This is a genomic window from Embleya sp. NPDC050493, assembly GCF_044458105.1.
In the GTDB taxonomy this organism is placed as follows: Bacteria; Actinomycetota; Actinomycetes; order Streptomycetales; family Streptomycetaceae; genus Embleya.
The window spans coordinates 65,787-90,713 of the sequence record NZ_JBITHP010000022.1; the positions used below are offsets into that span (position 1 = coordinate 65,787).

Consider the following 24,927-nt stretch of genomic DNA (forward strand, 5'->3'; position numbering starts at 1 on the left):
TGCCGTGAAGCCGGGACACCACCCGCGGAGCAGCGCCGCCCCATGGCTTGCTCACCTCGCAGCCGGAGCCGGTCGGCGGGGCGGCGCCGCCGATCCGGTCGCCGCGGCGCGAAATCGTCGGTCCCACCCCGCCGGCCACCGGGAGGTGGTTCGCTGTCCGGAGCTTCACTTGCACTCGATCCGCCCCAAGGGGGCGACGCTCTCCGACAAAGCCTTCTGCGCTGCCGTCCAGCCGGCGTCCTCGATGCCGAGTGCGTGGCGAAGGTAGGCCCAGGTGACCCGTTGGATCAGGGCCACGCGCTCGGGGTTCTCGTCCGTGGTCTCCCGGACGTCGTAGCCGGCGATTCCGCCGAGGGAGTGCTCCGCCCCGAACAGGGTGAGCAGGCTCTTGCGTCCCGGGCTCAGGTGGTAGGGGTCGGCGAGCCACTCCGGCCCCCTGACGGACAGCGGTGAATCGTCCTTGTCTCCCGCGACCACGAGGGTCGGCGTGGTCATGTGCGCGAAGTCCGGTCCCTTCAACCACGGGAGGTTCTCGGTTGCGTAGGGGGTCAGGTCGGCTCCGCCCCGGCCGGCCGTGGCAAGCAGCACGCCCGCCCTGATCCGCGAGTCGGACAGGTTTTCCGCATTCTCGGTCACCGGATCGAGGACGCGCAGGCCCAGCAGATTGCCCGCCGTCTGGCCACCGAAGGAGTGTCCGGCCGCGGCGATGCGGCTTCGATCCAGGCGCCCGCCGAGACCGGGAACGGCGGCCTCCAGCAGATCGAGCCGGTCGAGGATGCGCTTCATGTCCCGCACGCGGGAGTGCCACAGCCGCGGTGTGCGGGGATCGTCCCGGGGAAGGCCCACGGTCCTGGAGTCGAGATGGGTGGGCTGAATCACCACGAAACCGTGAGCTGCCCAGAAGTCGGCCAGGGGTCCGTAGCCGTTCAAGGACGACCCGAAACCGTGCGAGAAGACGATGATCGGCAGTTCGTTTCCGGTCGTCGGCGCGGAGATTCTCACCCGCAGGCCTTCGCCGCGGCCCGGTGCGTCCAGCACCACCGGCTTCACCGAGACGATCGGGACGGGGGCGGTGATGGGCACGTCCGTGGACACCACGTCTGATGCGGTCATGGGCAGAGCTTCCTTCGCATTTCCGATGGGGAAGGTGTCGAACAAGCCGGTCACGGTCTCGTCCTGCGCCTCGATGTGAGCCGTCGCGAGATACGCTAAAACCTGACGCTGACGTCAGAGGCAAGAAGTGTTGTCCGGCTCACATCGGAGAGACATGCGTATCGGCGAGCTCGCCACCAGGACGGGCGTGAGCGTTCGGGCGTTGCGCTACTACGAGGAACAGAACCTGCTCGCCTCGGAACGCAGCCCCAGCGGCCAGCGACAGTACCCGGACAGCGCGGTCGAGCGCGTCCGATTGATCCAGCAGTTGTACGCCGCCGGGCTGCCCAGCAAGTCGATCGCGGATCTACTGCCGTGTGTCGTGAACGGTGAGGCCACGCCGGAGCTGCTCGACCGGCTTTCGGCGGAACGGGATCGCATCGACAGCCGGATCGGCGACCTGGTGGGAGCCCGGGACAGGCTGAGCACCGTCATCGCCGCCGCCACCGCGAACTGGCGAACAGGCGAACGCTGCCGACCCCGGTAATCGACATGCCGGGCTCTGTGGTTGGGACGGGGGGACGCCCGGCCATCGACCGATTGATGAACAAGATCGGCGCGCATGCGGTCGGAGCGGTGGCGCAGACGCTGACGACGAGCCCGCCGGCCGACCCCCATCCCCGAAGCTTTCGTGACACCTTCCGCGGGAGCGTCACAACGATTCGGGTGCACCCGCCCGAACGGGATCCCCGGTTTTCGGGTGACCCGGACCGCCGGTCGCGGCAGCGGCACGCAGCGCCGCCTCGACCCGGCGGTTGCCGGTCATGGTCGCCGTGACGGCGGTCATCGCGAGGAGGAGGCCGGCGGCGGCGTAGAGCGGGGTCCGTACGTCGTACGCGGTGGCCAGCCAGCCGCCGAGGAAGGCGCCGAACGGGGCGGCGCACATGGCGAGCATGCGGGAGGTGGAGGCGACCCGGCCCATCAGGTGGGCGGGGACGATCGCCTGCCGGAGGGAGGGGCCGAGCACCATCGTGGCGCCCATGCCCGCCCCGCAGACGGCGAGCGCGAGGCCGGCGACGTACGGGTTCGGGGCGGCCGCAAGGCCGAGGATGGCGAGGCCCTCGACGGCGGCCGTGCAGGTCAGCGCGGTGCCGGTGCCCAGTAGTCGGCCGAGGCGGGAGGCGATCGCCGCGCCGAGGAGGCCGCCGGTGGCCTCCGCCGTGAGGAGCAGGCCGAAGCCGAAGGTGTCGATGCCGAGACGGTCGTGCGCGAAGAGGGCGAGTACGGTCTCCACGGCGACGAAGGCGATGTTCCCGACGGCCGGACGCAGCGCGAGTCCGAGCAGCAGCCGGTCACGGAAGACGTACGAGGCCCCGGCCCGCGCCTGCCGCAGCAGCGACTCACGGGCCTGCGGCACGGGCCTGGGCGCGGCGGGCAGCGACCGTACGAGCAGCGCGGAGAGCGCGAACGAGACCGCGTCGGCGAGCAGTGGGACCGCCCGCCCGAGCGCGAGCAGCGCACTGCCCGCGGGTGGCCCCGCGAAGCCCGAGGCGGCGGTCTGGGCGCCGCGCAGGCGGGAGTTGGCGCGCTCCAGGAGCGCGGGGTCGCGGCCGAGCAGATCCGGCAGATAGGCCGTGGCGGCCGTGTCGAAGAAGAGTCCGCCGAGGCCGAGGAGGAAGGCGACGGCCGCGAGCAGCGGAATGCTCAGGACGTCGAGCGCGGCCGCCGCCGCCGGTATCGCGAGCAGCACCGCACGTGCCGCGTCCGCGACCCACATCGTGCGCCGGCGGTCCCAGCGGTCCACCAGTGCTCCGCCGAGCAGCCCGAAGAGCAGCCACGGCAGCGTGCCGGCGGCCGTGACGACGGCGAGCGCCATCGGATTCCGCGTCAACGCCAGCGCGAGCAGCGGCAGCGCGGCATGCGTCACCCCGTCGCCGAGCGAGGACACCGTCTGCGCGGTCCACAGCCGTCCGAACCCGGTCGGCAACTTCCGGATGTCCGAGGTCACTTGGCGTCCCCCTCGGCCTGTTCGGGTTCGGCTTGCTCGGGTTCGGCCTGTTTGCGTTCGGCCTGTTCGCGTTCCGCCTTCTCGTGCGATGCCGGGTGGAACAGGGCGAAGACGAGTGACGCGTCCGGCAGCGACGGATCGGACAACTCCCGGTACTCGTCCGCCAATGCCTCCAGCTGTGCCCCCAGCTCCGCGAACTGCTCGTCGGTGAGCCGCAGATGCGCCATCCGTACGTGCCGCTCACCGTCGACCGGCGCCGCCTCCAGGTCTGCCACCGCATGCCGCATCAGCACATCCGGCCCTCCCTCGCCCGGATCCGGCAACACGATCGACCGCGCGGCCATCGCGTAGTACCGCTCGGTAACCCCCCGCACCTTCCGCGTCCGCACCACCTTCACCAGGCCGGCCCGTTCCAGCAGCCGCACGTGGTAGCTGGAACTCCCCTTGGCAAGGCCGACCCGCTCGGCGATCTGCGTGATCGTCGCGGGCTCGAAGCGGAGCACGGCCATGATCCGGTGGCGCGTGAGGTTGGAGACGGCGCGCAACTGCGCGCCAGTGGTGACGTGAAGCGTCTCGGGAAGATCTTCGGCAGGCATGCGCTCAATGGTCAACGATTCTTGACCATTGAGCAAGGGGGTTTCGTGCGGTTCCTGAATTCGCTGCCTGGCGCGATCGGCCTCGGCCTCGGCCCGAACCTCGACCTGGACCTCGACTTGGACCTGGACCTCGTCCGGTGCGCCGGGCAGGCGGGTCGGAGTGCGCGGTACGCGGCCCAGGCGCGGGCGGCATCGGTCAACGCGCGGGGCCGGGGAGCCGGTTCGCGCCTGGTGATGTCCTCCCGGTATCGCGGGCCCCGACCCCGGCGAAGTCGGTGAGCACCCGACCGGGGATGCCGCGCCGCGGGCAGTCGCGCCGCCCCCGCCCGCGCCGCGGCCGCCAACTGCCCCCTCGGTCGCCCCGTCCACAGCGCGAGTTGCGGGGCGCTAGTGGTCGCCCGCACTCCTGCGGCATCCAACGCTGCGTCACCGGCGACGAAGCACACCGCGATCTGCGTGCCGCCCACGCGCCGGGCCCGCTGCCAGGCCTTCACGGTCCGGACGGGGAAGGCGAGCGTGGGCACCGGTCACGGCGCGGCAGTGGAGCCGGCCGGCCCCCGCCGTCCGCCATGGTCGTTCTCGGTCCCGGTTGCGTTGTTCGCTACGCCGGGTTCGGGGGTGATGCCGAGTCGGGTCGAGTCCTGCTGCCCGTTCAAGCTTGGGCCCGGCGCTCGCGCATGGCTCTGACGGCGGCGTCGTGCGGCGTCACTGTGCCCGATTCCGGGTTGTCTTCGCTGACGGACCCGGGAGCGAACTCGCGAGGAGGGGCCTCGTCGAGGTTTCCCTCCTTGGGAGGTCGCCGCCGGGCCGATTTGCTCGCCGAGTGAGGGCTTTCGTCGTGGTGCGGTTTTCGGGACGGATGTCGGAGGAGGTGGGGAAAGGTGGGCCGGGGGCGTCAGTGTGCCGGTCGGTCCACCTGATCGCGGATGATCCGGCGTGCGGTTGCGGCGCGGACGTCGGCGAGTTCGCCCGCCACGGCCGCCCAGACGCCCTCGTCGACGGGGACGATCCCCTCGAACCGTTCGCCCTCGAGCGCCTGTCGCCGGCGCAGCCGGGTGGGCGGGTGGGTCGCGTCCACGCTGTGTCCGTGCAGCGTTGCGACCCGGCGCAACCGTTCGTACTCCTGTTCCGGGATGCGCGCGATGTGTGCGGCCAGGTCCTCCCACAGCGTGTGTTCGGAGACGGTCTCGCCCCGCCGCGCCCCGGGTCGTCCTCGGGTGTTGGCCGCGACCGCCCGTCGGTGCAGTTCGGTGCGTACCGAGCCTTCGACCAGGAGCAGGTCCAGGAGTTCGACGACCGCCGCCGAGGAGGCGACCCGCGCGGCGGTCCGGTCGGCGAGGTATTCGGCGCGCTGGGTGGCGCGCAGCGTGAGGTGGTCGAGCAGCATCAGCATGCCGTGCACCGCGGTCCGGGGTGGGAACAGCACGATGTCGACCAGGCCGGCGGGCCCGCGTTTCCCGCTCGGGGCGAGCAGGTAGCGCCAACCGTCCAGGGAACGCAGGGCATTGCCGACGACGAGCCCGTGTCGACTGTCGCCGTTCGCGTAGTGGGCGAGTTCGTGGCCCAGGAGCGCGACGCGTTGCCCCGGGGTGAGGATCTCCCACAGGCCGAGCCCCAGGCGCAGGACCCGGCGCTGCCGCAGGCCGTGGGTTCGAACACTCGCGTTGACGTCGGCGTCGACCTCGACGACGTGCACCCCGGTCGTGCCGGTGGCCGCCGCGACTTCGTCGATCAGGGCGAACAGCTGCGGCGCGTCGACCCGTTGCAGGGCCGGCACGTTCTTGTCGAGGGCACCCAGGCGCGGGCGCAGGGTCAGGGCTGCGAGCAACAGCACGACGCCGAGCGCCGGTTGGACCCCGGTGGACCAGCCGAGCACGATCAGCAGGAGGCCGCCGACGGCGAGGCCGAGGGTGATTCCATGCACGGCGAGCGCGGTGGTGAAGGCGAGCACGGCGTAGACGTCACGGCGAGGACGGGCGGCCGGATCTCGCAGGACTTCGGCGAACAACTGCTCCGCGTGCAGGCGTGCCGAGCGCCTGCGCAGTTCCTCGATGCGCCCGTACCGGGGTTCACGGCCGCCGGGGTCGACGTTCCAGTCGCAGCTCGCGCACCATGTCACGAACCGCGGATCGACCGGCATGTCCGCCCCGCAGTCCGGACACGGCTCCGCGTCCGGCTTCGCGTTTTCCACCGACGTGTTTAGTGTTTCCATGATCCCTTCCCCGACGGCCCCTCCCCGGGGCGCCCCACCCTGCCGACGTGCTGACGGCGGCCACGCAGGGTAGCGCCCCGCCGTGAAATCCCGAACGTGGGGGCATGGTTGGGGGGGTCCCACCAGGGTGGGTGGCCACCGCTTGTCCTTGCGCAGCGGCGCGGGTCCGTCGTATCGCCGACGCCGCGGTGTCCTGCGGCCCGGACAAGGTGCCGCTCACCGGCGGCGTATACACGAGCAGGAACGGCATGCGACCGTGCAGATATACCCGCTCGGCGCATCGAGGAGCCGGCCGCTCACCGTTGTGAACAAGGGTGCCTCCAACGGGAGGTTCGATGTCGCGGCGATGTGCGTGAACTCCGTTGTGGCGTGCGGCTGTTCGACTCATGTCAAGACGAACGAGCTGATCGATCCCGGGTAGCGGGGTCTCCCTCAGCGCCGTCTGCGGCGGCGACCAGGTGCCTCTCGGCGGCGGGATATGCGTGAGCACGACGACCGTGCGGCAGCGCGACTCCGTGTCAAACGTCTCGGACGGCCGGCTCGTTGGTGTAGTCAACTCGCGGCGATCAGCGGACAGTTCCACGTGTACGCGATCTGCGCCACGAGATGAGGCGGCGGCGAGGTGGTCAAAGCCACGGTGTCCAGGCCGGTTCCGGTGATGCGTTCGGTTTCGTCGGCGATGGCGGTGAGCGCGGCTCGGCGGAGATCGGGCGGGCAAGGTCGGCGATCCGTGCGGCGGTGCGCTGCGGGTCTCCTCGGTTCGAGCAGGAACGCCGTAGCTTTCCTGGACGAGTGGGTCCGAATCCTGGGGGCAGGGGTGTCTGTAGGGCATGATGATCCGTATGGAGACCCCTGACTCCGCGCTCTCGCGCGCCCCTGCCGCGTACGTCTGCCTGATCGTTCGCAAGCCCGCCGAGGAGGTGTTCCGTGCTTTCGCCGACCCGGCTGTGACCTCCCGATTCTGGTACAGCAAGAGCAGCGGGCCGATGGTTGCGGGCGCCGAGTTGCGCTGGGAGTGGGAGACGTACGGTGCATCGGCCGAAGTCCGGGTCAAGGAGGTCCAGGAGGACCGGCTGATCCGGTTCGAGTGGGGCAACTACGGGCAGCCGACCACCGTTGAGTTGCGGTTCACTCCACAGCCGGCAGGAGCCACGTTCGTCGAGGTCACCGAGACCGGTTTCGAGGGCTCGGGGGATGATGCCCTGCGCTGGGTGAACGACACCGTCGGCGGATTCGCTACAGCCCTGTGCGCCATGAAGGCCCTGCTGGAACACGGCATCGAACTCGGCGCCGTCTCCGACCATCACCCAGTCTGACCGGCACGGCTCGCACGCGGTCAGGGGCCCCTACCTTCCCGGCGCGGTGCGGCGGGGAGGGGAGCGCGAGGCCCGTCCGGGCTTCTTCGGGCACCTGGCCGCGCCGCCCTGTCGTTGGTTGCCGCCTCCGGGTCGGGCGGCGGACGCCGAGGACAAGCCGCTGCGGCTGCGGGTGGCGCCCGAGTGAGGTCTGACGGCCGGCGTTCGTCACCCACGGCCGGCGCCATCGCCTGCCGGCCCCGGCTTCCACCGCGCGGCCCCGTATCGCACCGCGCGGTCGGGACGTCCTCGCGCTCGGGGTCGGGTCGGGCCGGCCGTGTCACCGATTCGTGGCCGGAGCAGTCCCGAGCGGGATCGGTACGAATGCGGGGGGCTCCTCGTCCGGTTCCAGTGCCGTCGGGCCGTACAGCCAGTCGACGAACGTGTAGTCGTGGGTGTCGCGTTCCCGCAGGATCGCGTTGCGCTGTGCGCGGGCGAGCCCGTCGAGGTGCCAGAGTTCGCCCCAGGCCCGGGCGGTGCGCTGTACGCGGTGGCAGTGCTCGGGGCGGACGGCCTGGTAGGCGGCCAGAGCGGCGGTCCAGTCCACGGTTTTGTCGGCCGCGCGATTCCGGGCGGCGTGCCGGGCCAGCACCCAGCCGTCTTCGAGCGCCATGATCGCGCCTTGGGCCAGGTATTGCAGGGGCGGATGGGCCGCGTCCCCGAGCAGGACGATCCGGTCGTACACCCAGGTGTCGATCGGTTCGCGGTCGAACATGCGCCACCACCGGTCGCGCCACATCAGGGGGATGCCCGCGCGGACCCGGTCGGTGGTATCCGCGAAGGCCTCGTCGAGTTCGTCGGGTGTACCCCAATCGTCTTTGCCGGCACGGGCTTTCGGTGACTCGAACACGGCCACCTGGTTGAACATCTCGCCGCCGCGCAGGGCGTACTGCACGAAGTGGCAGCGCGGGCCGACGTGTACGACGACGGCGTTCTCGTGCACATGGTGGTCGCGGACGCTGTCGATGGGAACGGCGCCGCGGTATGCCACGTAGGACGAGCTGACCGGCGTGTCACCGACGAACCGGTCGCGGGCGACCGAGTGCAGGCCGTCCGCCGCGATCACCACGTCGGCGTGCTCGGTGTGCCCGTCGGCCAGGAGGACCGACGGGCGCGGGCCGTCGTGGTGGTACTCGATGACCCGGCTGTCGGTGGCCAGGTCGACGCCGGCCCGCCGGCACGCGTTCAACAGCAGGGTGTGCAGGTCGCTGCGGTGGATCACGATGTACGGGAAGCCGTAGCGTCGTTCCAGGTCGCGCAGATCCAGGCGGGTGAGCTCGGCGCCGTCGACGGCGTCGAACATCACCATGGAATCCGGCACGACCCCGAGCCTCTTGGCCTCGTCCAGCAGGCCGTACTCGTGCAGGATGCGGGTGCAGTTGGGAGCGAGTTGCAGGCCCGCGCCGACCTCGCCGAACTCCGTTGCCTGTTCCAGCACACGGACCCGCAGTCCCTCGCGGGCGAGGGCGAACGCCGCGCCGAGGCCGCCGATTCCGCCACCGACGACGAGCACGTCCGTCGTGTCGCGGGGCGTCGTGTGGCCGGATGTCGAGTTCCCGGGCGCCGGGTCACAAGGCATCGTGCGGCCGGTCGTGCGGCCGGATGTCGGGTAGCCGGACGCCGGGTCGCGAGGCGTCGTGTCGCCGGTCATCGCGTGTGTCCTCACAGCCATGCGCCAAGCGCGGGCGCGGGTTTGCCGGACTCGGTGGGGAGAACCGCGACGCGACCGGTCAGGTATGCGGTGATGTCGGCCAACGGGGCGCGGACCACCACCGGTTCACCATGGCCGGCGAGTCGCCATGTGTGGTCGATGTCGGTGGCCGTGAGATCGACGGTGGGGCCGGACCCGGCGCGGTGCTTCCCGGCGGCTTCGGTGGTCAGCCGCTTCAGGAAGTCCTGGGGGAATGCGTCGAATCCGATGCCCACCGCCAAATCGACCGTGTGCACGCACACTTCGCGAGCCCGGAGCCAGGGGATCTCCCGGGCAGGCAGGACGCGGCCCTGGGCGGTGACCACTTCGTACGTCCACCGGTCGGGGGTGAGCGCGTCGAGGCCGACCGCCAGGTCGGTGGCGGATCGGGTCAACCTGTTCACCAGTTCGGCGCCGGTCATCGTCGCGCCGCGTTCGATGCCGGCCCGACGCTCGTCCGCGGACGTGTACATCGGGGTCGGCTCACCGGTGGCGGCCCACCTCACCAGGTTGCCCAAGGCGTCCGCGTTGCCGGCCACGTGTGCGGCCAGGTGGCGCCGGGTCCAGCCGGGCAGGGGAGTGTGTGCGTCGAACGCGGCTTCGTCGAGTGCCGCGCAGGCGTCGAGGAACCGGGCGGTGCCGAGTCGCATCCAGCGCAGCGGACCGTCGGGCGCCTCATTCACCGGGGCGGCGCCGGCGAGTGCGCCGCTCATCCGGCGTCCGCGACGACACGGTTCACCAGGCGGCCGATGCCGTCGATTTCGGCGACCACCGTCGAGCCCGGGCGCAGGTACCGGTGCGGGGTGCGGGCGTGGCCCACGCCGCCGGGTGTGCCGGTGGCGATCACGTCGCCCGGGTTGAGCCGGATCACCGAGGAGACGTACTCGACCAGCGCGACCGGGTCGAACAGGAGGTCGCCGGTGGTGTCGGACTGCATCACCTCGCCGTCGACGTCGAGTCGCACGTCGAGCACCGGACGTACACCACCGGGCAACTCGTCCGGGGTGACCAGGTAGGGGCCGACGGGTGTGGAGGCGTCCCACATCTTGCCCTGCAGCCACTCGCGGGTGCGGAACTGCCAGTCGCGGCACGTGATGTCGTTCAGCACGGTGAAGCCGGCGATGGCGGCCTCGGCCTCGGCGGTGCTCGCCCGGCGCACCCGTCGGCCGATGACGACCGCGAGTTCGACCTCCCAGTCCAGTTCGGTGGTCTCGGCCGGGTGCGGGATGTCGTCGGCCGGCCCGGTCAGGGAGTCCGCGAACTTCGCGAACAGCGTGGGATGGCTGGGGAGTTCACGCCCCATCTCGTGGATGTGGTTCTTGTAGTTGAGGCCGACGCACACCACTTTGGACGGCTGCGGCACGACCGGGGCGAAATCCGCGCCGGCGAGCGGGAAACGGGTACCGGAGGCGGTCGCGGCCCGCTCGCGCCAGTCCGGGTCGGCGAGCAGTGCGCCGACGTCGGCGGCGCCGAGGTCGACCAGTTCCTCTTCGGCGAGCAGGACGGCACGGGTGCCGGCGGGGGTGCGCAGGGTGGCGAGCTTCATCGGGGGTCCTCGTCGGTGGTGGAGCGGTGGAGTCGCAGGGCCTCGAAGATCGGCGCGTCGCCGAAGCGGAACAGGTCGAGGGCGCCGCTGTCGGAGTCCGTGGTCCCGGCCTCGGAGCGGGCCGAGAACGGTGTCCAGGACGGCACCGTGAACAGGTCGCCGCGAGTCACGGACCAGGTCCGATCGCCGACGGTGATCGAGCCGGAGCCGTCGAAGACCTGGTAGACGGAGGATCCGGTCTCGGTGAACGGGGCGGTTTCGGTGCCGCGGGTGACGCGGTGGAACTCGGCGCGGATCGTCGGCAGCACGTCGGCGCCGGTGGCCGGGTCGGTGTAGCGGACGGCGGCGTGACCGGGTTCCACGACACCCTCGTGGCCCTCCTTCGCCAGTTCCAGTTGGTCGTCGAGCGCCCGGTCGGTCACCGCCCATTTGTAGGAGAGCAGCGGCGAGCCCGGGGCAGCGGCGGCGGGTGCGCGGAGCGGACGCAGCCCCGGGTGACCCCAGAGCCGTTCGGAGCGGGAGCGCTCGGGTGTGATGCGCTCGGCGGCATCGAGTCGGTCCCGGCCGAACTCGAAGAACTGGGTCTCGGCGCTGTACTGGAACGGGATGTCGAGGCCGTCGATCCAGGCCATGGGGGAGGCGGTGGCGTTGTGGTGGGCGTGCCAGTTCCAGCCGGCCTGGGGCAGGAAGTCGCCGCGGTTCATGGGCACCGGGTCGCCACCGACGACCGTCCACACGCCGGAGCCCTCGACGACGAAGCGGAAGGCATGCTGGGTGTGGCGGTGCTCGGGGGCGTCCTCGCCCGGCATGAGGTATTGGATGGCCGCCCACAGCGTGGGGGTCGCGAAGGGGCGGCCGTCCAGGCCGGGATTCGCGAGCGCGAGGGCCCGCCGCTCGCCGCCGCGGCCGACGGGCACGAGTTCGCCCGCCTGCTCGGCGAGCCGGAGCAGGTTCCGCCACTTCCACAGGTGCGGCACCGCCCGTGAGCGCGGGTGGGTCGGCATCAGGTCGCCGATCTCGGTCCACAGCGGGACGAGCAGTTCACGGGCGAATCCCCGGTACAGCGCCTCCAGGGCGGGAGTCGCCTCCGGTGGGTTCGATGCGGATACGGCGGGCGGCTTGGCGCGCGGTTCGACAGGTCCGACGGTCATGCGTATACCGTGACGTCCCGGCGCAGGACAGAAAACAAGATTCTGTTTTGCAGAATGCCCTTCGGGAGGCATCGTGGACAAGCCCCTCAAGACCCCGCCGCCGTACGCCATCACCAGCGTGGACAACGCCCTCAGGACGGCCACGATGTTGCAGCTGGAGGGCCCGATGACGGTCAGCGAGGTGGCCGGGCGTCTGGGCGTCGCCGTCTCCACGGCGCACCGCCTGCTCGCGATGCTCGTCTACCGCGATTTCGCCGTCCAGGCGTCGGACCGCACCTACCGGGTGGGCCCGGTGCTGGAGCTGGCCGCGCACTCGCAGTCCGCCGTCTCCCGGCTTCGTGCCGCGGCGCTGCCGCACCTTCGCCGTCTGGTCGACCTGCTGGGGGAGTCGGCCAACCTGGCCGTACGCACCGGCGAGACGGTCCGGTTCATCGCCAGTGTCGAGTGCGCGCGGGCGCTGCGGGTGGGCTCGCGCGAAGGCATGGTCTTTCCGGCGCACCGCACCACCGTCGGCCTGGTGCTGCTCGCCGAGCTGGACGACGCGGAGCTGGAGTCGCTGTACGCGGCCGAGCGCTGGGAGAACCGGGCCTTCGACGGGCCCGACCTGGACGAGCTTCGCGCCGAGCTGTCCCGCGTCGCCCGCAACGGCTTCGCGGTCAACCAGAGCCGCTCCGAACGCGGCCTGGTCGCCGTGGGGGTGTCGGTGCGCGGCGCGGACGCCACGCCGGTCGGCGGTCTGTCGGTCTCGATGCCGAGCATTCGCTACGACAGGACGCGGGTGACCCGGTTGGTCGCCACGCTGCGGAGCGCGGCGGTCGCGCTGGAACGGGACCTGGTCGCCGGCTGAGCCCCGCGACCGGGGACCTCCGACTCGGCGAGCGCGCCTACCGTGCGCCGGGTGGGCCGTCCTGAACCCCGGACGGCCCGCCCCGGGCGGGTGCACGACGGGGGTCAGGACAGCGCGTCCCGGCGCGCGAGGACGCCGCCCAGGGTGGTCGCCGCGGCGCGCAGCGCGGCCACGTGTGCCTCGGGACGGAAGCGGGGGCTGGGCCCGGCCACGCTGATCGCCGCGACGGGCTCGTCGTCCGGGCCCAGGACCGGCGCGGCCACACACACCAGGCCGACCGCGGCCTCCTCGTACTCGAACGCGACCCCGTTCTCCAACGCGGCCTCCAGCTGGCGGCGCAACAACCCCGGGGCGACCACGGTGTGCGCGGTGCGCCGCGCCAACGGCGCGGAGAGCACGGTGCGCCGCAGGTCGTCGGTGCCGTGCGCGAGCAGCGCCTTGCCGATGGCGGTGCAGTGCATCGGCATCCGGCCGCCGACCCGGGACGGGCTGCGCGCCTGCCGGTGCCCGCCGATCTTGGCCACGTAGACGACGTCGGTGCCCTCGCGCACCCCGAGGTGGACGATCTCGTGGGTGCGTTCGTACAGGTCCTGGAGGAACGGCATGGCCAGTTCGAGCAGGCCGCGTTCGACCGACGCGCGCATGCCGAGCTCGAACACGGTGCCGCTGAGCCGATAACCCGCCGGCAGCCGGTCCAGCAGTCGCAGCGCCACCAGTTCCCCGGTGAGCCGGTGCACGGTGGCCTTGTGCAGGCCCGTGCGGCGCACCAACTCGGCCAGCGGGACGGCGCGGTCGTCGATGGTGAACGCCTCCAGAATGGCGGTCGCCTTGCTCAGGACACTGTTGCGGTCGGGGGTGTCGGGCACCCGTCCAGCGTATCGCTGAGCGAGACGTTTTGGTTGTGCGGCACTCTCGCAGGTCGCGACGATGCCGGTATGACCAGTACCTCCCCCCACGGCGAAGACGCGGTGCGAGCCGCGGCCGAACGGCTGCTCGCGGCCGCCGAAACGGGTAGACCCTGCGCCCCGGTCCGCGACCTGATCGGCCCGGACGACCTGGCCGCCGCGTACGCGGTCCAGCGCCGCGTCGTCGACGACCGACTGGCGCGCGGTGCCCGCGTCGTCGGCCGCAAGATCGGCCTGACCTCCGCCGCCGTCCAGCGGCAACTGGGCGTCGACCAGCCCGACTTCGGTGTGCTCTTCGACGACATGGGCTACGCCGTCGGCGACGTCGTGCCCTACCGCGCGGTGCTCCAGCCCCGCGTCGAGGCAGAGATCGCGTTCGTCCTCGGCGCCGACCTCGCCGACGGACCGCTCGACCGCGCGCACGTGCACGACGCGATCGACCACGCGGTCGCGGCCCTGGAGATCTGCGGCAGCCGCGTGGCCGACTGGGACATCCGCTTCGCCGACACCGTGGCCGACAACGCCTCGTCCGGCGCGTACGTGCTCGGCACCGTCCGCAAGAGCCTCGGCGAACTCGTGCCGCGCGAAGTAGCGATGACCATGACGATCGGCGGCGACGTGGTCTCGACCGGCACCGGTACCGCCTGCCTGGGCGACCCGGTCGAGGCGGTCGCCTGGCTGGCCCGGCAGGCCCGCGACCTCGGCGATCCGCTGCGCGCCGGTCAACTCGTGCTCTCCGGCGCACTGGGGCCGATGCGCCCCGTCGTTCCCGGCGACACCGTCCGTGCCGACATCACCGGCCTGGGCACGGTCGCGATCGATTTCGGCTTCGACGAGGAGGGCTCATGAACAGGACCAAGGTCGCCGTCATCGGATCGGGCAACATCGGCACCGATCTGATGATCAAGGTGCTGCGCACCGCCGAGCATCTGGAGATGGGCGCCCTGGTGGGCATCGACCCGGACTCCGACGGCCTGGCCCGGGCGCGCCGACTCGGGGTCCCGACCACCCATGAAGGAGTCGACGGACTGATCGCCATGCCCGGATTCGCCGACATCGGGATCGTCTTCGACGCCACGTCGGCGAAGGCGCACGTGCACAACGCGGCCCGACTGCGGCCGTACGGCAAGCGGCTGGTCGACCTCACCCCCGCGGCCCTGGGGCCGTACGTCGTCCCCGCGGTCAACCTCGAACAGCACCTCGACGCCGACGACGTCAACATGGTCACCTGCGGCGGGCAGGCCACCATCCCGGTGGTCGCGGCGATCGGCGGCGTGGTCCCGGTCGAGTACGCCGAGATCGTCGCATCCATCGCCTCCAGGTCCGCAGGACCCGGTACCCGCGCGAACATCGACGAGTTCACCGAGACCACCTCGGCCGCGATCGTCGAGGTCGGCGGTGCCCGGCGGGGCAAGGCGATCATCGTCCTCAACCCCGCCGAGCCGCCGCTGATCATGCGCGACACCGTCCTGGCACTGGTGCGCGCGCCCGGCCCCGACACGGCGGACGAGATCCGTCGTGCGGTGGCCGCGATGGTCGCGTCCGTCGCCGAGTACGTACCCGGCTACCGGCTCAAGCAGGAGGTCCAAGTGGCCCCCGTCCCCGCCGACCAGCCGCTGGAAACCCTGCTGGCCCCCGGCGCCGACCGGCCCACCCACCAGGTCTCGGTGTTCCTGGAGGTCGAGGGCGCCGCACACTACCTGCCCGCCTATGCCGGAAACCTCGACATCATGACCTCGGCCGCGCTCCGCGTCGGCGACCGGATGGCGGCCCGCGACGCGGCCCGCGGCACGGCCGCCGGCACCGACCGCGGCACCGCCCGGCAGCACCTGGAGGCCGCCCCGTGAGCACCCCCATCTTCGTCCAGGACGTCACCCTGCGGGACGGCATGCACGCCGTTCGGCACCGGATCTCCACCGCGGACGTCGCGCGGATCGTCGCCGCCCTCGACCGGGCCGGCGTGGACGCCATCGAAGTGGCGCACGGCGACGGGCTCGCCGGCGGCTCGCTCAACTACGGCCCCGGCTCGCACAGCGACTGGGCCTGGATCGAAGCCGCCGCCTCCGTCCTGGAACGGGCCCGGCTGACCACCCTGCTGCTGCCCGGCGTCGGCACCATCCACGACCTGCGGCACGCCTACGACCTCGGGGTGCGCTCGGTCCGAGTCGCCACCCACTGCACCGAAGCCGACATCGCCGCGCAACACATCGCCGCGGCCCGCGAACTCGGCATGGACGTCTCCGGCTTCCTGATGCTCTCGCACATGGCCCCACCGGAGGCACTCGCGGAACAGGCCCGGCTGATGGAGTCGTACGGCGCGCACTGCGTCTACGTCACCGACTCCGGCGGCCGACTCACCATGAACGACGTCGCCGCCAGGGTGCGGGCATACCGGGACGTGCTGCGCCCGGAGACCGAGATCGGAATCCACGCCCACGAGAACCTCTCGCTCTCGGTGGCCAATTCGGTGACGGCGGTGGAGAACGGCTGCCTCCGCGTGGACGCCTCGCTGGCCGGGCACGGCGCGGGCGCCGGGAACTGCCCGTTGGAGGCCTTCATCGCGGTCGCCGACCTCTCCGACTTCGACCACCGCTGCGACCTGTTCGCCCTCCAGGACGCCGCAGACGACCTGGTCCGTCCGCTCCAGGACCGCCCGGTCCGGGTCGATCGGGAAACCCTCACCCTCGGCTACGCGGGCGTCTACTCGTCCTTCCTGCGACACGCCGAAGCCGCGTCGGCACGGTACGGAGTGGACGTCCGCGACCTCCTGATGGAATGCGGACGCCGAGGTCTGGTCGGCGGCCAGGAGGACATGATCGTCGACATCGCCCTGACCCTGTCCGCCTGACCGACCCACAGCGGTCGCCGCCCGATTCGCGAACCCCGCCCGCCCCGGTGCTTCCGTGCGCCGGGGCGGGCGGGGGGAGCGCCGACCCCTCGGCTGCCCTGGTTCGCAGGACGGCACGCCCATCGGCGCCGCCCTCGCACCACCGCCGCGCGACGTGCGCCGGGTGCTCTCTCGGCCATCGCCGGTGGGCCGCGCCCGCGCGGTCAAGGCTGTTGACCGTCGACGGCACGCGCACCCGTGCTGCGGGCGACACCGTCGCCTACCGCCACGGCCACGACGGTCACCGACTCCGAGGCCTCATGATCCGCACCGTCCGGCCCGCCCGGACACGTCGATGCCGCCTCCGCCGACCCCGGGATCGGGTGGGGGGAAGCGGCAACCACGTAAGAGTCCGGGTCCGTTCAGTCGCGCTCGACGTCGGTTGTGGTCAGGAGCGCGTAGCGCTCGGGGTCGGTAAGGCGGATGTGCCGAGCCATGAGCAGCCCGGCGCAGAACACCACCGGCAGCGGCACGAGCAACGCCGCGTCGACTCCGTCGGACGCGCCGGTGAGCAGGTCGAAGTGGATCACCGCGAGCACCGTCAGCAGGACGAGTCCGGCGCACGCGGCAAGTGGCGCGAGTACGACCCGAAAGAGCGAGAAGCCGCGGCGGTTTCGGCGGAAGAACCCGTACACGGCCAGTGCCGCCAGCGCCTGCATGGCCATCACGCCCAGCACGCCCGCGCCGTTGGGCCACAGGAAGGTGACGGTGTACGGGTCCACGTCGGCGAGCGCGCCGACCACGACGACGGCCAGGCCGAACGCGCTCTGCACGAGCACGGCCAGGCTCGGCGACCCGGTCCGCCGGTCGACCCGGCCGAGTCCGCGTGGCAGCAGGCCCTCGCGACCGAGCGCGTACATGTACCGCGTCGCGGCGTTGTGGAACGCGAGGGTGGCGGCGAATGCGCTCGTGATGATCAGCACGTGCATCGAGTCGGCCAGCCACGGCCCGACGAAGTCGGAGCCGGCGGTGAAGACCATGTCGGCGCCGCCGGCGCCGTTCGCGACCTGCACGGACTTCTCGCCGCCGAACGCGCCCATGATCACCCAGACGGTGAAGGCGTAGAACAAGGCCAGGAAGCCGACCGCGATGTAGGTCGCCCGCGGCACGGTGCGGTCCGGGTCGCGCGCCTCCTCGGCGTAGATCGCGGTGGCCTCGAAGCCGGTGAACGCGCCGATGGCGAGCACGAACATGCCCGCGACGCCGTCACCGGACAGCGACGAGGGGTCGAAGACACCCATGTCGAAGGTGGATCCGCCCCGATCGCCGAGCACGCCGATCTCCAGCACGAGCAGGACCAGGACCTCCAGGGCGAGCGCGATGCCGAGCACCTTGGCGCTGAGCGTCACCCGCAGCCACCCGAGCCCGGCCACCCCCGCGACGCAGCCCAGGGCCCAGAGCCACCACGGCAGATCGAGCCCGGTCAGGTCGGCGACGCCCGTCGAGGCGAAGTACCCGAAGCACGACACCAGACCGATCTCGATCAGGTTGTACGACACCACCGCGACGTACGCCGCGCCCACGCCGACGGCCTTGCCCAGGCCGCGGGCGATATAGGCGTAGAACGCGCCGGCGTTGCGCACGTAGCGGCTCATCGCGGTGAAGCCGGTCGCGAAGAGGGCGAGCAGCACACCGGAGAGCACGTAGCCCAGCGGTGCGGCCATACCGCCCATGCCGATCGCGGCGGGCGCGACGCCGGCCATCGCGGTGAGCGGGGCGGCGGCCGCGACCACGAAGAACACGAGGTCGGCGGTGCCGATCGCGGACTTGGCGAGCGCGCCGCCGGAATCGGTGGGCTCCGCGACGGAGGGCGCGGCGGGGGATTGCTGACGGGTCGTCATGGGTGGTGTCTCCGGGGCAGGGGAGGTGACCGGATCGACGGTGCGGGTCGAACCGGTGGTCCGGTGTGGGGTGTTCAGCCGAGCAGGCGACCCTCGGCCGCGACGGTGCGGCCGGCGTGCAGGACCAGGCGGCGGGCGGGGTGCGCGGCGACGGCCTCGGGCACGGACGCGGCCTCGACGACCACCAGGTCGGCGCGGGCGCCGACGGTGAGGCCGTAGTCGGGCAGACCGAGCGCGGTCGCGGCGGCGTCGGTGACCAGGTCCGCGGCCACGGCGAGTTCGTCGTCGGTCATCAGGTCCTGGCGCAGGCCGACAATGGTCGCGCGCTCCAGCATGTCGCCGGTGCCGTAGGGCCACCACGCGTCGCGGATGTTGTCGGATCCGGCGAACACGCGCACGCCGCGGTCGCGCAGTGCGAGGACGGGCGGCATCGAGCCGCTCGGGCCGTTGGTCAGGATCGACACGCCCGCGGCGGCGAGTGCGTCGGCGGTGCGGGCGAACGCGGCCGGTTCGAGGTCACCCAGGCAGTAGGCGTGGCTGACGGTGACCTTCCCGGCCAGGCCGACCGCGGCGGTGCGGGCGGCGATCTCGCGCAGTTGTCCCGCGCCCGACTCGCCGCCGTCGTGCAGGTGCAGGTCGATGCCCGCGCCGTGCCGTTCGGCGAGGCCGAACACGACGTCCAGGTGGCCCTCGACGTCGTTGTCGAAGCCGATCGGATCCAGGCCGCCGATCAGGTCGGCGCCCTCGCGCAGCGCGGCGTCCAACAGGTCGGCCGTGCCCGGCGCGGTCACGATGCCGCTCTGTGGAAACGCCACGAGCTGCACCGAGAGCACGTCGCGAAAGCGCTCGCGAACCTCCACGAGGGCGTGCAGTCCGGACAGCCCGAGCTGCGGATCGACGTCGACGTGCGAGCGCACGTGGCCGGTACCGAGCGCCACGATCCGCCGGACCAGGTGTGCGGCCCGCTCCGCGGTCGGCACCCGGACCCGCTCGCGCAGGGCGCGCTCCGCCGCGACCCGCTCGCGGATCGTGCCGCCGGTGACGTGTGGCTGCCAGTCGCTGCCGAGGAAGGTCTTGTCGAGGTGGACGTGACCGTCGACGAACGCGGGCAGGACGAGGGCGCCGGCGACGTCGATCGTGGTGCCGACCGGCGGCTCGTCGCGGGCATCGCGGTCGCCGACCGGGTCCAGCGCGGCGATCCGGCCTGCACGGATCGTGATGTCGGCGCGGGTGCCGTCCGGCAGGGTCGCGTCGAGAAGCAGGTCGGGATGGGACGAAGTGGGCGACGGAACGGTCAAGGCGGCCTCCTTCAAGGGCGCGGCGGTGGCTCACCGTATCTGGTATACCGAATACCAAACAAGGGTCTCGGACGTCTCGATTCCGTCGCGCGGGAACACTGCGATGATCTGCGAAGGCCGATCGAGGACGACCCGCCCGACCGGTCGGACCGGCGGGGAGGAACGACCTGCCCGACCGGTCGGACCGGCGGGGAGGAACGACCTGCCCGACCGGTCGGACAGGCGGAGAGGAACGACCCGCCCGACCGGTCGGACAGGCGGCGACACGAGTGGGAAGGCGCGGACAGCGTGGAGGACATCGCGGCGGCTCGACGGCGGCCCAGCATCGGCGCCGCCGACCGCTCGCTGCGCGACCAGGTGTACGAGGAACTGCGCGAGCGGATCATCGAGGGCGACCTCGAACCCGGCCGCCGCCTCGTCGAGCGGGAGATCGCCGCCGAACTGGAGGTCTCCCGGGTCCCGGTCCGCGAGGCGGTCCAGCGCCTGGAGGTCGAGGGCTTCCTGACCGTGCACGCGCGCCGCGGCGCGGTGGTCACGCGGCTGCTCGCGCCCGACCTCGCGCACTTCTTCGACGTCCGGGAAAGCCTGGAGGCGCTCGCCGCGGGATTGGCCGCCGAACGCGCCGACGCCGCCGGGTTGGCCCGCCTGGGCGAGTTGTTGTCCGCCGCACACCGGGCCACGGCCGCGAACGACGCGCGGGACATCGCCGCACTCAACGCGGCCTTCCACGCCGAGATCGTCGCGCTGTCCGGCAACCCCATGCTGGTCGGGATCATGGAGCCGCTCAACGGTCGGCTGCGCTGGCTGTTCCGGCTCACCGCCGGCCCCGACGACCACCCCGTGATGTGCCGCGAGCACGAGGCGATGTACGCCGCGATCCGGTCCGGCGACGCCGCGGAGGCCCGCCGCCTTGCCCACGAGCACGTGGTCGCCACCCGCGCCGCCACACTGACGACGCTGCCCGCCGCCGAGCCGAGCGCCTGACCCCGCCGGCCGGCGCCGTGTCACCCGGCGGGCCGAGCCGGGCCGAGGCAGCCGGGGTGGCCGGTGCCTGCACTGTTCTGCCGCGCGCGTGCGGAACCCGGCTCGCTCGGCGACGCGTTCGGCGGCACGGTCGAGCCGTGGCGGTCGCACCGACTGGAAAAGGCCAGGATCGGGGGACGCCGCACCGGTTAGCGAAAGCGGCCTCCGTGCGCAATCGGCCTGGTAGTCGCGGGCGTTGACGAGGAGTTGGCTCGTTACATCCGGGTCGGCGCTCCTCGACGCGACGATTCCGGGCAGGAATCCCGTCAACTCCCGCACGTGGAGGCTGAGTTTGTGCACGGCCGGAGGCGCCGGCCGACGGCTGCTGCTCGCCGTCCGGCCGCTCGGGGTTCGGGGCCCGGGCTCAGGTTTCGGGGCTCGGGGCTCGGGCCTTGGGGCTCGGGCCTTGGGGCTCGGGTCTTGGAGCTCGGGCTTCGGCAGGATGGTGCCATGACATTGCCATCTCTGCGTCAAGGTGCCAACCTGCGTGTCGAATCCACGCGGCTTCGGGTGGAGCTGTCGTGGTCCGCCCGCGCCGGCGTGCCCGACGTCGATGCCTCCGCGCTGCTGCTCACCGATACCGGACGCGTGCGTGGGGACGCCGACTTCGTCTTCTACAACCAGGCGCGCCACCCGTCCGGCGCGGTGACACACCTGGGCCGAGACGAGACCGGCGACGGCATCGTCGATACCTTCGCCGTGGATCTCGCGCTGGTGGAGGAGGCGATTCACCGGGTCCTGCTGTGCGCGTCGGCCGACGGCGGTACGTTCGGCCAGGTCCCGGACCTGCGCCTACGGGTGCTGGACGCGGTGACGGCGGTCGAGATCGCGCGCTTCGACATGACCGCCGGGATCGAGACGGCCTTCGTCGGCGGCGAGTTGTACCGCCGTCACGGGCAATGGAAGTTCCGCGCCGTCGGGCAGGGGTACGCCTCCGGACTCGCCGGACTTGCCACGGATTTCGGCGTCACGGTGCACGACGAACCAGCGGCGGACCCCGTCGTCGGCCGGCCGGTTGCGACACGGCCCGCCGCCGTACCGGCCGGAAACGCCGAGGAAGCCCTTCCGGCCGGCATGCGTGAGCGCCTGTCGCTGCGCAAGGAGCGGGTGGCGGTGAGCCTTCGGAAGCGGGGCGCGGAGGGGATCGCCGCGCGGGTGATCCTGGTCATGGACGCGTCGGGCTCCATGAATTGGCTCTACGAGCAAGGCGTCGTCGCCGACGTGGTGGAACGTATGGCGGCCGTGGCGGCGGAGTTGGAGGACGACGGGGTGATGCAGGCCTGGACGTTCGCCACCGACCCGGTCCGCCTGCCCGACCTGCGCGTGGGCGAACTCCCCACGTGGTTGCGCCTGCACGTGCGTCCGGGGAGCGACGATCCCGAGCAGGGATTGCTGCCGGGCCAAGTCGACATGGTGGCGCTCGGCTTCGGCAACGAGGAGCACAAGGTGATCGCCGAGGTGCGCTCGTACGTCCGGGAGAATCCGTCCTCGGCCCCCACGTTGGTGCTGTTCTTCTCCGACGGCGGCATCTACTGCGACGACGAGATCGAGCGCGAACTCCGGGACGCGTCCGGGGAACCGGCGTTCTGGCAGTTCGTGGGACTCGGCGACGCGAACTACGGCGTCCTGAGGCGCCTGGACACGATGCGTGGCCGCCATGTCGACAACGTCGGCTTCTTCGCGATGGACGACATCGGCGACGTTCCCGATCAGGAGTTGTACGACCGGCTGCTTTCCGAGTTCCCCTCGTGGATCGAGGCGGCGCGGCGCAAGAACATACTCTGAGCGAGTGCCGTTCCGGGCACCGGCCGAGGACCCGTCCGGATCGCCGTGGCGCGGACGGGGCTCTCGGCTCGGCGCACTCGGCGTCCTCGGCGCCGTCGGCGCCGTCGGCGACGGGCGTCAGGCAGGCGAGCCGGGGGAGCGGGGCGTGTCCGCGAGGTACGTCGGGGTCTGGGCCGGCGGGACCTCCTCGGCGGTGAGCTTGCGCAGACCCGCGAAGCGCGCCGCCGGTGGGATACGTGTCCTCGGCGGCCACCAGGCCGTCGGCGTCGAAGGCTCGGAAAATGGCCATGCGTGACTCGTACAGGTAGTAGGCGTCCGGGTCGTCGATGTCGCGGCCAATGGCGGTTACGAAGCGACCCGGCTACGACGAACGCCGCATGCACACGGCGCTGTTGCTGCTTGCCGGTGCCGGTGCCGGGGGGTCAGGTCGGAACCGGGGCGGGACCACGTGCTCTTCCGGGCGGAGGCCAGCGGTGCCCTGCTGAAGCCCTTCGACGACGGGTGGCCCGCGGTGCTGTCGGTGGGCCGCGACGGAGCCCGTTTCACCGATTGCGCGGATCTGGCCGAGACGGTGGCCGGCCTGCGCCCGACCGAGGACCGGTTCTACGCCCTGATCGAGCGCATGGCCGAGGACGAGGAGCAGGCGGACAGCGAGTCGGACGGCCCGTTCCACTGCGAAGCCCCGCGCGACCCGCTCTTCATCGACCCGGAGGTGCTGCGGTAGCGGAGCCCGGAGCAGATCGGGCAGGGCGCGTAGGGCGGGTGGGACGCGTGCGCGGTTGTGCTGCGTCCTGTTCGCGAACTCGTTTCTCGTCGTGTCGCGGGGCGCCGGCGAATTCCTCCAGCGAACGGCGTTTTATACCAAGCCGATTGCGGCCGCATCCGGTCGGCGCCACAGTGAAAGGCGGGGGATCGACGACCGCACGGCGACCGGGGGTTTCGATGCTGGTGTTCAAGGGCGACTTCGCGATCGAGGGGCATGGCTACGCGACGGCGGTGGCCCGCTTCAAGTCGCTCGGCCTGTGGGACACGATCGAGGCCGACCAGGGGACCACCCTGACGATCGCCTCCCGCAAGAACGGCCGGCAGGGCGATACGACACTGATCGTCGGCACGGTCGACACCGTGGCGACCATTCCGCACACCTGGTGCACGGCCGGTGTCCATCTCCGGCCGGTGGAGATTCTCATCGAGATCGTCGCCGGCTGCGGCCAGGCCCTGACGCTCGAACTCCTCGCCCACGAATGGTGCCTGCACGGTGCGAAGGACTGGGACTTCGTCCAGCGGATGCGGCACGAAAGCAACCCGGAGAAGGTCAAGACGCTCGCTGTCACGGTGCTCGGCACCGCGAAAACCGCCACCGAGGTCGTCGAACACCGCGAACTCGCCGAGAACACACACGATTTGTTCCGCACGACTTTGTTTCGCCTCAGGGGCCAATACCCGGACCTCGCGGACGGCCTCCTGCAGGCGTGGCGCGACGACATCGAGGACAACAAGGCATCCGCTCGGGACGGACACCTTGCCGAGGTGTCCTGGTCGAACGAGGACGGCGCCGAGGGCAAACGCGCCGAGAAGAGGGAACCCACCATCACCACGACCACCCTCCCGGGCGAGGAAAGCCTCTTCGGCACGACCGACAACACCGCCCTCGAGGACTGGCTCGGCTCCGACGTCGGCTCCGATGAGGACGAAGGCGAGAAGAGCGGGAAGCACGACAAGACCGCTGCCCGTGCGAAGCTCGACGAGGACCGCGACGACAACACCTCGACGTAGCGCCGGTTCGGGAAGTCCGCGGCGAGGAGGGCCTCGCCGGCAGCGGGTTGTCTTCCGATGCCCCCACCCGTCACGACGCGACCAACTGCCGTTCTTCCCGGCCCTGTCGAAGGACACGACCCTCCTGCAGCCCGCCACGACACGGGTCCGCTGCGGCGTCGACCCCCCGCGAATCCACCCGCGAACCCACCGGTAGAACCCGCGAGGCGCCGGCCCATACGCTGACGACCCGGCCGACCTCGCGAAGGTCATCGACCCACCGGCCGGGCGCGTACCTGGACACGGCCGGCGAGGAGGCTCGGGCCTCGCGGGGTACCGGCGCAGGCCCACCCCATCCGACGCGCACGCCGATCCCGATGAGCGACTGCGCGCCCACGAGAACACCAACGCACTCCTCGGGCTGCTCCGTGCCCACCCGGTCCTGTGGGTCGACGACCTGTGGGTCGACAACCCCGACCGCGGTCGATGCCGCCGAGCACAAGCCCACGCAACCGGCCTCCGCCCGGCCGTGCCAGCCTGCACGTGCCCGCCACCCCGCTCACCTGCGTCCCGCCCGCCGCCCGCAGCCCGCGCAGACGTCGACGCCCGGCACGGCAACGCCGTGCTCAAGACCCCGACCAACCCACGCCACGCTCATCCCCACGACACGGCTGCGCGCCCGCGCCGACCCGGACGCGGTCGGCGGTCGGCGGTCGGCGGTCGGCGTAACGCTGTACCACCTCCACGGCGCCGAAGGACGGGAGTTCGCGCTCGTCGTCCTGCCCTGCCTGATCGACGGGATCGACCCGAACCACCAGGAGGGCCTCACCCCCCTAGCCTTCGATGCGGCGTGTCGGACCTGCTACGTCGCAGCCATCCTTTCGGGTGATCACGGACTCGGGCCTGCTTGGAGGCGGACGCGGATGCGTAGAACCC

The 24,927-nt window shown here is 71.8% G+C and carries 22 protein-coding genes; 11 read left to right on the forward strand and 11 right to left on the reverse strand.

Annotated elements, in window-relative coordinates:
* Positions 1-165: 165 nt before the first annotated feature.
* Positions 166-1,113, reverse strand: a complete 948-nt coding sequence (locus ACIBM5_RS33215) for an alpha/beta hydrolase family protein (RefSeq protein WP_396010338.1) — start codon at positions 1,111-1,113, stop codon at positions 166-168.
* A gap of 154 nt (positions 1,114-1,267) precedes the next feature.
* Between ACIBM5_RS33215 and ACIBM5_RS33220 the strand changes: the two genes are divergently transcribed.
* Positions 1,268-1,639 carry a MerR family transcriptional regulator gene (locus ACIBM5_RS33220; RefSeq protein ID WP_396010339.1) on the forward strand — a complete coding sequence of 124 codons (372 nt, stop codon included), beginning with the start codon at positions 1,268-1,270 and terminating at the stop codon, positions 1,637-1,639.
* 165 nt (positions 1,640-1,804) lie between these two features.
* On the opposite strand, the gene ACIBM5_RS33225 is transcribed toward ACIBM5_RS33220, so the two are convergent.
* From ACIBM5_RS33225 to ACIBM5_RS33235, 3 genes are all read right to left on the reverse strand, one after another.
* Positions 1,805-3,100 carry an MFS transporter gene (locus ACIBM5_RS33225; RefSeq protein WP_396010340.1) on the reverse strand — a complete coding sequence of 432 codons (1,296 nt, stop codon included), beginning with the start codon at positions 3,098-3,100 and terminating at the stop codon, positions 1,805-1,807.
* Positions 3,097-3,696, reverse strand: a complete 600-nt coding sequence (locus ACIBM5_RS33230) for an ArsR/SmtB family transcription factor (RefSeq protein WP_396010341.1) — start codon at positions 3,694-3,696, stop codon at positions 3,097-3,099. Before ACIBM5_RS33230 ends, ACIBM5_RS33225 begins: the two co-directional genes overlap by 4 nt.
* Before the next feature lie 895 nt (positions 3,697-4,591).
* Entirely contained in the window at positions 4,592-5,908 is a 1,317-nt protein-coding gene (locus ACIBM5_RS33235) for a M48 family metallopeptidase (protein ID WP_396010342.1), read from the reverse strand.
* Positions 5,909-6,750: 842 nt separating this feature from the next.
* On the opposite strand from ACIBM5_RS33235, the gene ACIBM5_RS33240 reads away from it, so the two are divergent.
* Positions 6,751-7,224 (forward strand): SRPBCC family protein, encoded by a 474-nt coding sequence (locus ACIBM5_RS33240; RefSeq protein ID WP_396010343.1) that lies wholly within the window; start codon positions 6,751-6,753, stop codon positions 7,222-7,224.
* A gap of 46 nt (positions 7,225-7,270) precedes the next feature.
* Positions 7,271-7,411: a hypothetical protein gene (locus ACIBM5_RS33245; protein WP_396010344.1), complete on the forward strand. Its 141-nt coding sequence runs from the start codon at positions 7,271-7,273 to the stop codon at positions 7,409-7,411.
* 132 nt (positions 7,412-7,543) lie between these two features.
* On the opposite strand, the gene ACIBM5_RS33250 is transcribed toward ACIBM5_RS33245, so the two are convergent.
* From ACIBM5_RS33250 to ACIBM5_RS33265, 4 genes are all read right to left on the reverse strand, one after another.
* Positions 7,544-8,776: an FAD-dependent monooxygenase gene (locus tag ACIBM5_RS33250; protein ID WP_396010428.1), complete on the reverse strand. Its 1,233-nt coding sequence runs from the start codon at positions 8,774-8,776 to the stop codon at positions 7,544-7,546.
* A gap of 149 nt (positions 8,777-8,925) precedes the next feature.
* Positions 8,926-9,666 (reverse strand): maleylpyruvate isomerase family mycothiol-dependent enzyme, encoded by a 741-nt coding sequence (locus tag ACIBM5_RS33255; RefSeq protein ID WP_396010345.1) that lies wholly within the window; start codon positions 9,664-9,666, stop codon positions 8,926-8,928.
* Positions 9,663-10,499, reverse strand: a complete 837-nt coding sequence (locus ACIBM5_RS33260) for a fumarylacetoacetate hydrolase family protein (RefSeq protein ID WP_396010347.1) — start codon at positions 10,497-10,499, stop codon at positions 9,663-9,665. Before ACIBM5_RS33260 ends, ACIBM5_RS33255 begins: the two co-directional genes overlap by 4 nt.
* Complete coding sequence (locus ACIBM5_RS33265; RefSeq protein ID WP_396010348.1) at positions 10,496-11,650, reverse strand: cupin domain-containing protein; 1,155 nt, start codon at positions 11,648-11,650, stop codon at positions 10,496-10,498. Before ACIBM5_RS33265 ends, ACIBM5_RS33260 begins: the two co-directional genes overlap by 4 nt.
* Before the next feature lie 73 nt (positions 11,651-11,723).
* Between ACIBM5_RS33265 and ACIBM5_RS33270 the strand changes: the two genes are divergently transcribed.
* Positions 11,724-12,497 (forward strand): IclR family transcriptional regulator, encoded by a 774-nt coding sequence (locus tag ACIBM5_RS33270; protein WP_396010350.1) that lies wholly within the window; start codon positions 11,724-11,726, stop codon positions 12,495-12,497.
* Between the two features lie 104 nt (positions 12,498-12,601).
* On the opposite strand, the gene ACIBM5_RS33275 is transcribed toward ACIBM5_RS33270, so the two are convergent.
* Positions 12,602-13,363: an IclR family transcriptional regulator gene (locus ACIBM5_RS33275; protein WP_396010351.1), complete on the reverse strand. Its 762-nt coding sequence runs from the start codon at positions 13,361-13,363 to the stop codon at positions 12,602-12,604.
* A 69-nt stretch (positions 13,364-13,432) separates the two neighbouring features.
* On the opposite strand from ACIBM5_RS33275, the gene ACIBM5_RS33280 reads away from it, so the two are divergent.
* The 3 genes from ACIBM5_RS33280 to dmpG are packed head-to-tail and all read left to right on the forward strand — an operon-like array spanning position 13,433 to position 16,250.
* The gene (locus tag ACIBM5_RS33280; RefSeq protein ID WP_396010352.1) at positions 13,433-14,251 is read left to right on the forward strand and encodes a 2-keto-4-pentenoate hydratase; all 819 of its coding nucleotides are present in this window, start codon (positions 13,433-13,435) and stop codon (positions 14,249-14,251) included.
* Entirely contained in the window at positions 14,248-15,249 is a 1,002-nt protein-coding gene (locus ACIBM5_RS33285; RefSeq protein ID WP_396010353.1) for an acetaldehyde dehydrogenase (acetylating), read from the forward strand. Before ACIBM5_RS33280 ends, ACIBM5_RS33285 begins: the two co-directional genes overlap by 4 nt.
* Positions 15,246-16,250, forward strand: a complete 1,005-nt coding sequence (gene dmpG, locus ACIBM5_RS33290) for a 4-hydroxy-2-oxovalerate aldolase (RefSeq protein ID WP_396010354.1) — start codon at positions 15,246-15,248, stop codon at positions 16,248-16,250. The genes ACIBM5_RS33285 and dmpG overlap by 4 nt, the downstream gene beginning before the upstream one ends.
* Before the next feature lie 401 nt (positions 16,251-16,651).
* Here dmpG and ACIBM5_RS33295 read toward each other — a convergent pair whose 3' ends face one another.
* The gene (locus tag ACIBM5_RS33295) at positions 16,652-18,130 is read right to left on the reverse strand and encodes an APC family permease (protein WP_396010355.1); all 1,479 of its coding nucleotides are present in this window, start codon (positions 18,128-18,130) and stop codon (positions 16,652-16,654) included.
* Positions 18,131-18,204: 74 nt separating this feature from the next.
* The gene (locus ACIBM5_RS33300) at positions 18,205-19,428 is read right to left on the reverse strand and encodes an amidohydrolase family protein (protein WP_396010357.1); all 1,224 of its coding nucleotides are present in this window, start codon (positions 19,426-19,428) and stop codon (positions 18,205-18,207) included.
* Positions 19,429-19,716: 288 nt separating this feature from the next.
* On the opposite strand from ACIBM5_RS33300, the gene ACIBM5_RS33305 reads away from it, so the two are divergent.
* The 4 genes from ACIBM5_RS33305 (at position 19,717) to ACIBM5_RS33320 (ending at position 24,012) form a co-directional block, all read left to right on the forward strand.
* Positions 19,717-20,412, forward strand: a complete 696-nt coding sequence (locus ACIBM5_RS33305) for a GntR family transcriptional regulator (protein WP_396010358.1) — start codon at positions 19,717-19,719, stop codon at positions 20,410-20,412.
* Between the two features lie 489 nt (positions 20,413-20,901).
* A complete protein-coding gene (locus tag ACIBM5_RS33310; protein WP_396010359.1) occupies positions 20,902-22,236 on the forward strand; it encodes a VWA domain-containing protein in 1,335 nt (444 codons plus the stop codon).
* Positions 22,237-22,684: 448 nt separating this feature from the next.
* Positions 22,685-22,960: a hypothetical protein gene (locus ACIBM5_RS33315; protein WP_396010360.1), complete on the forward strand. Its 276-nt coding sequence runs from the start codon at positions 22,685-22,687 to the stop codon at positions 22,958-22,960.
* A gap of 38 nt (positions 22,961-22,998) precedes the next feature.
* Entirely contained in the window at positions 22,999-24,012 is a 1,014-nt protein-coding gene (locus ACIBM5_RS33320) for a hypothetical protein (RefSeq protein ID WP_396010362.1), read from the forward strand.
* Positions 24,013-24,927: the final 915 nt, after the last annotated feature.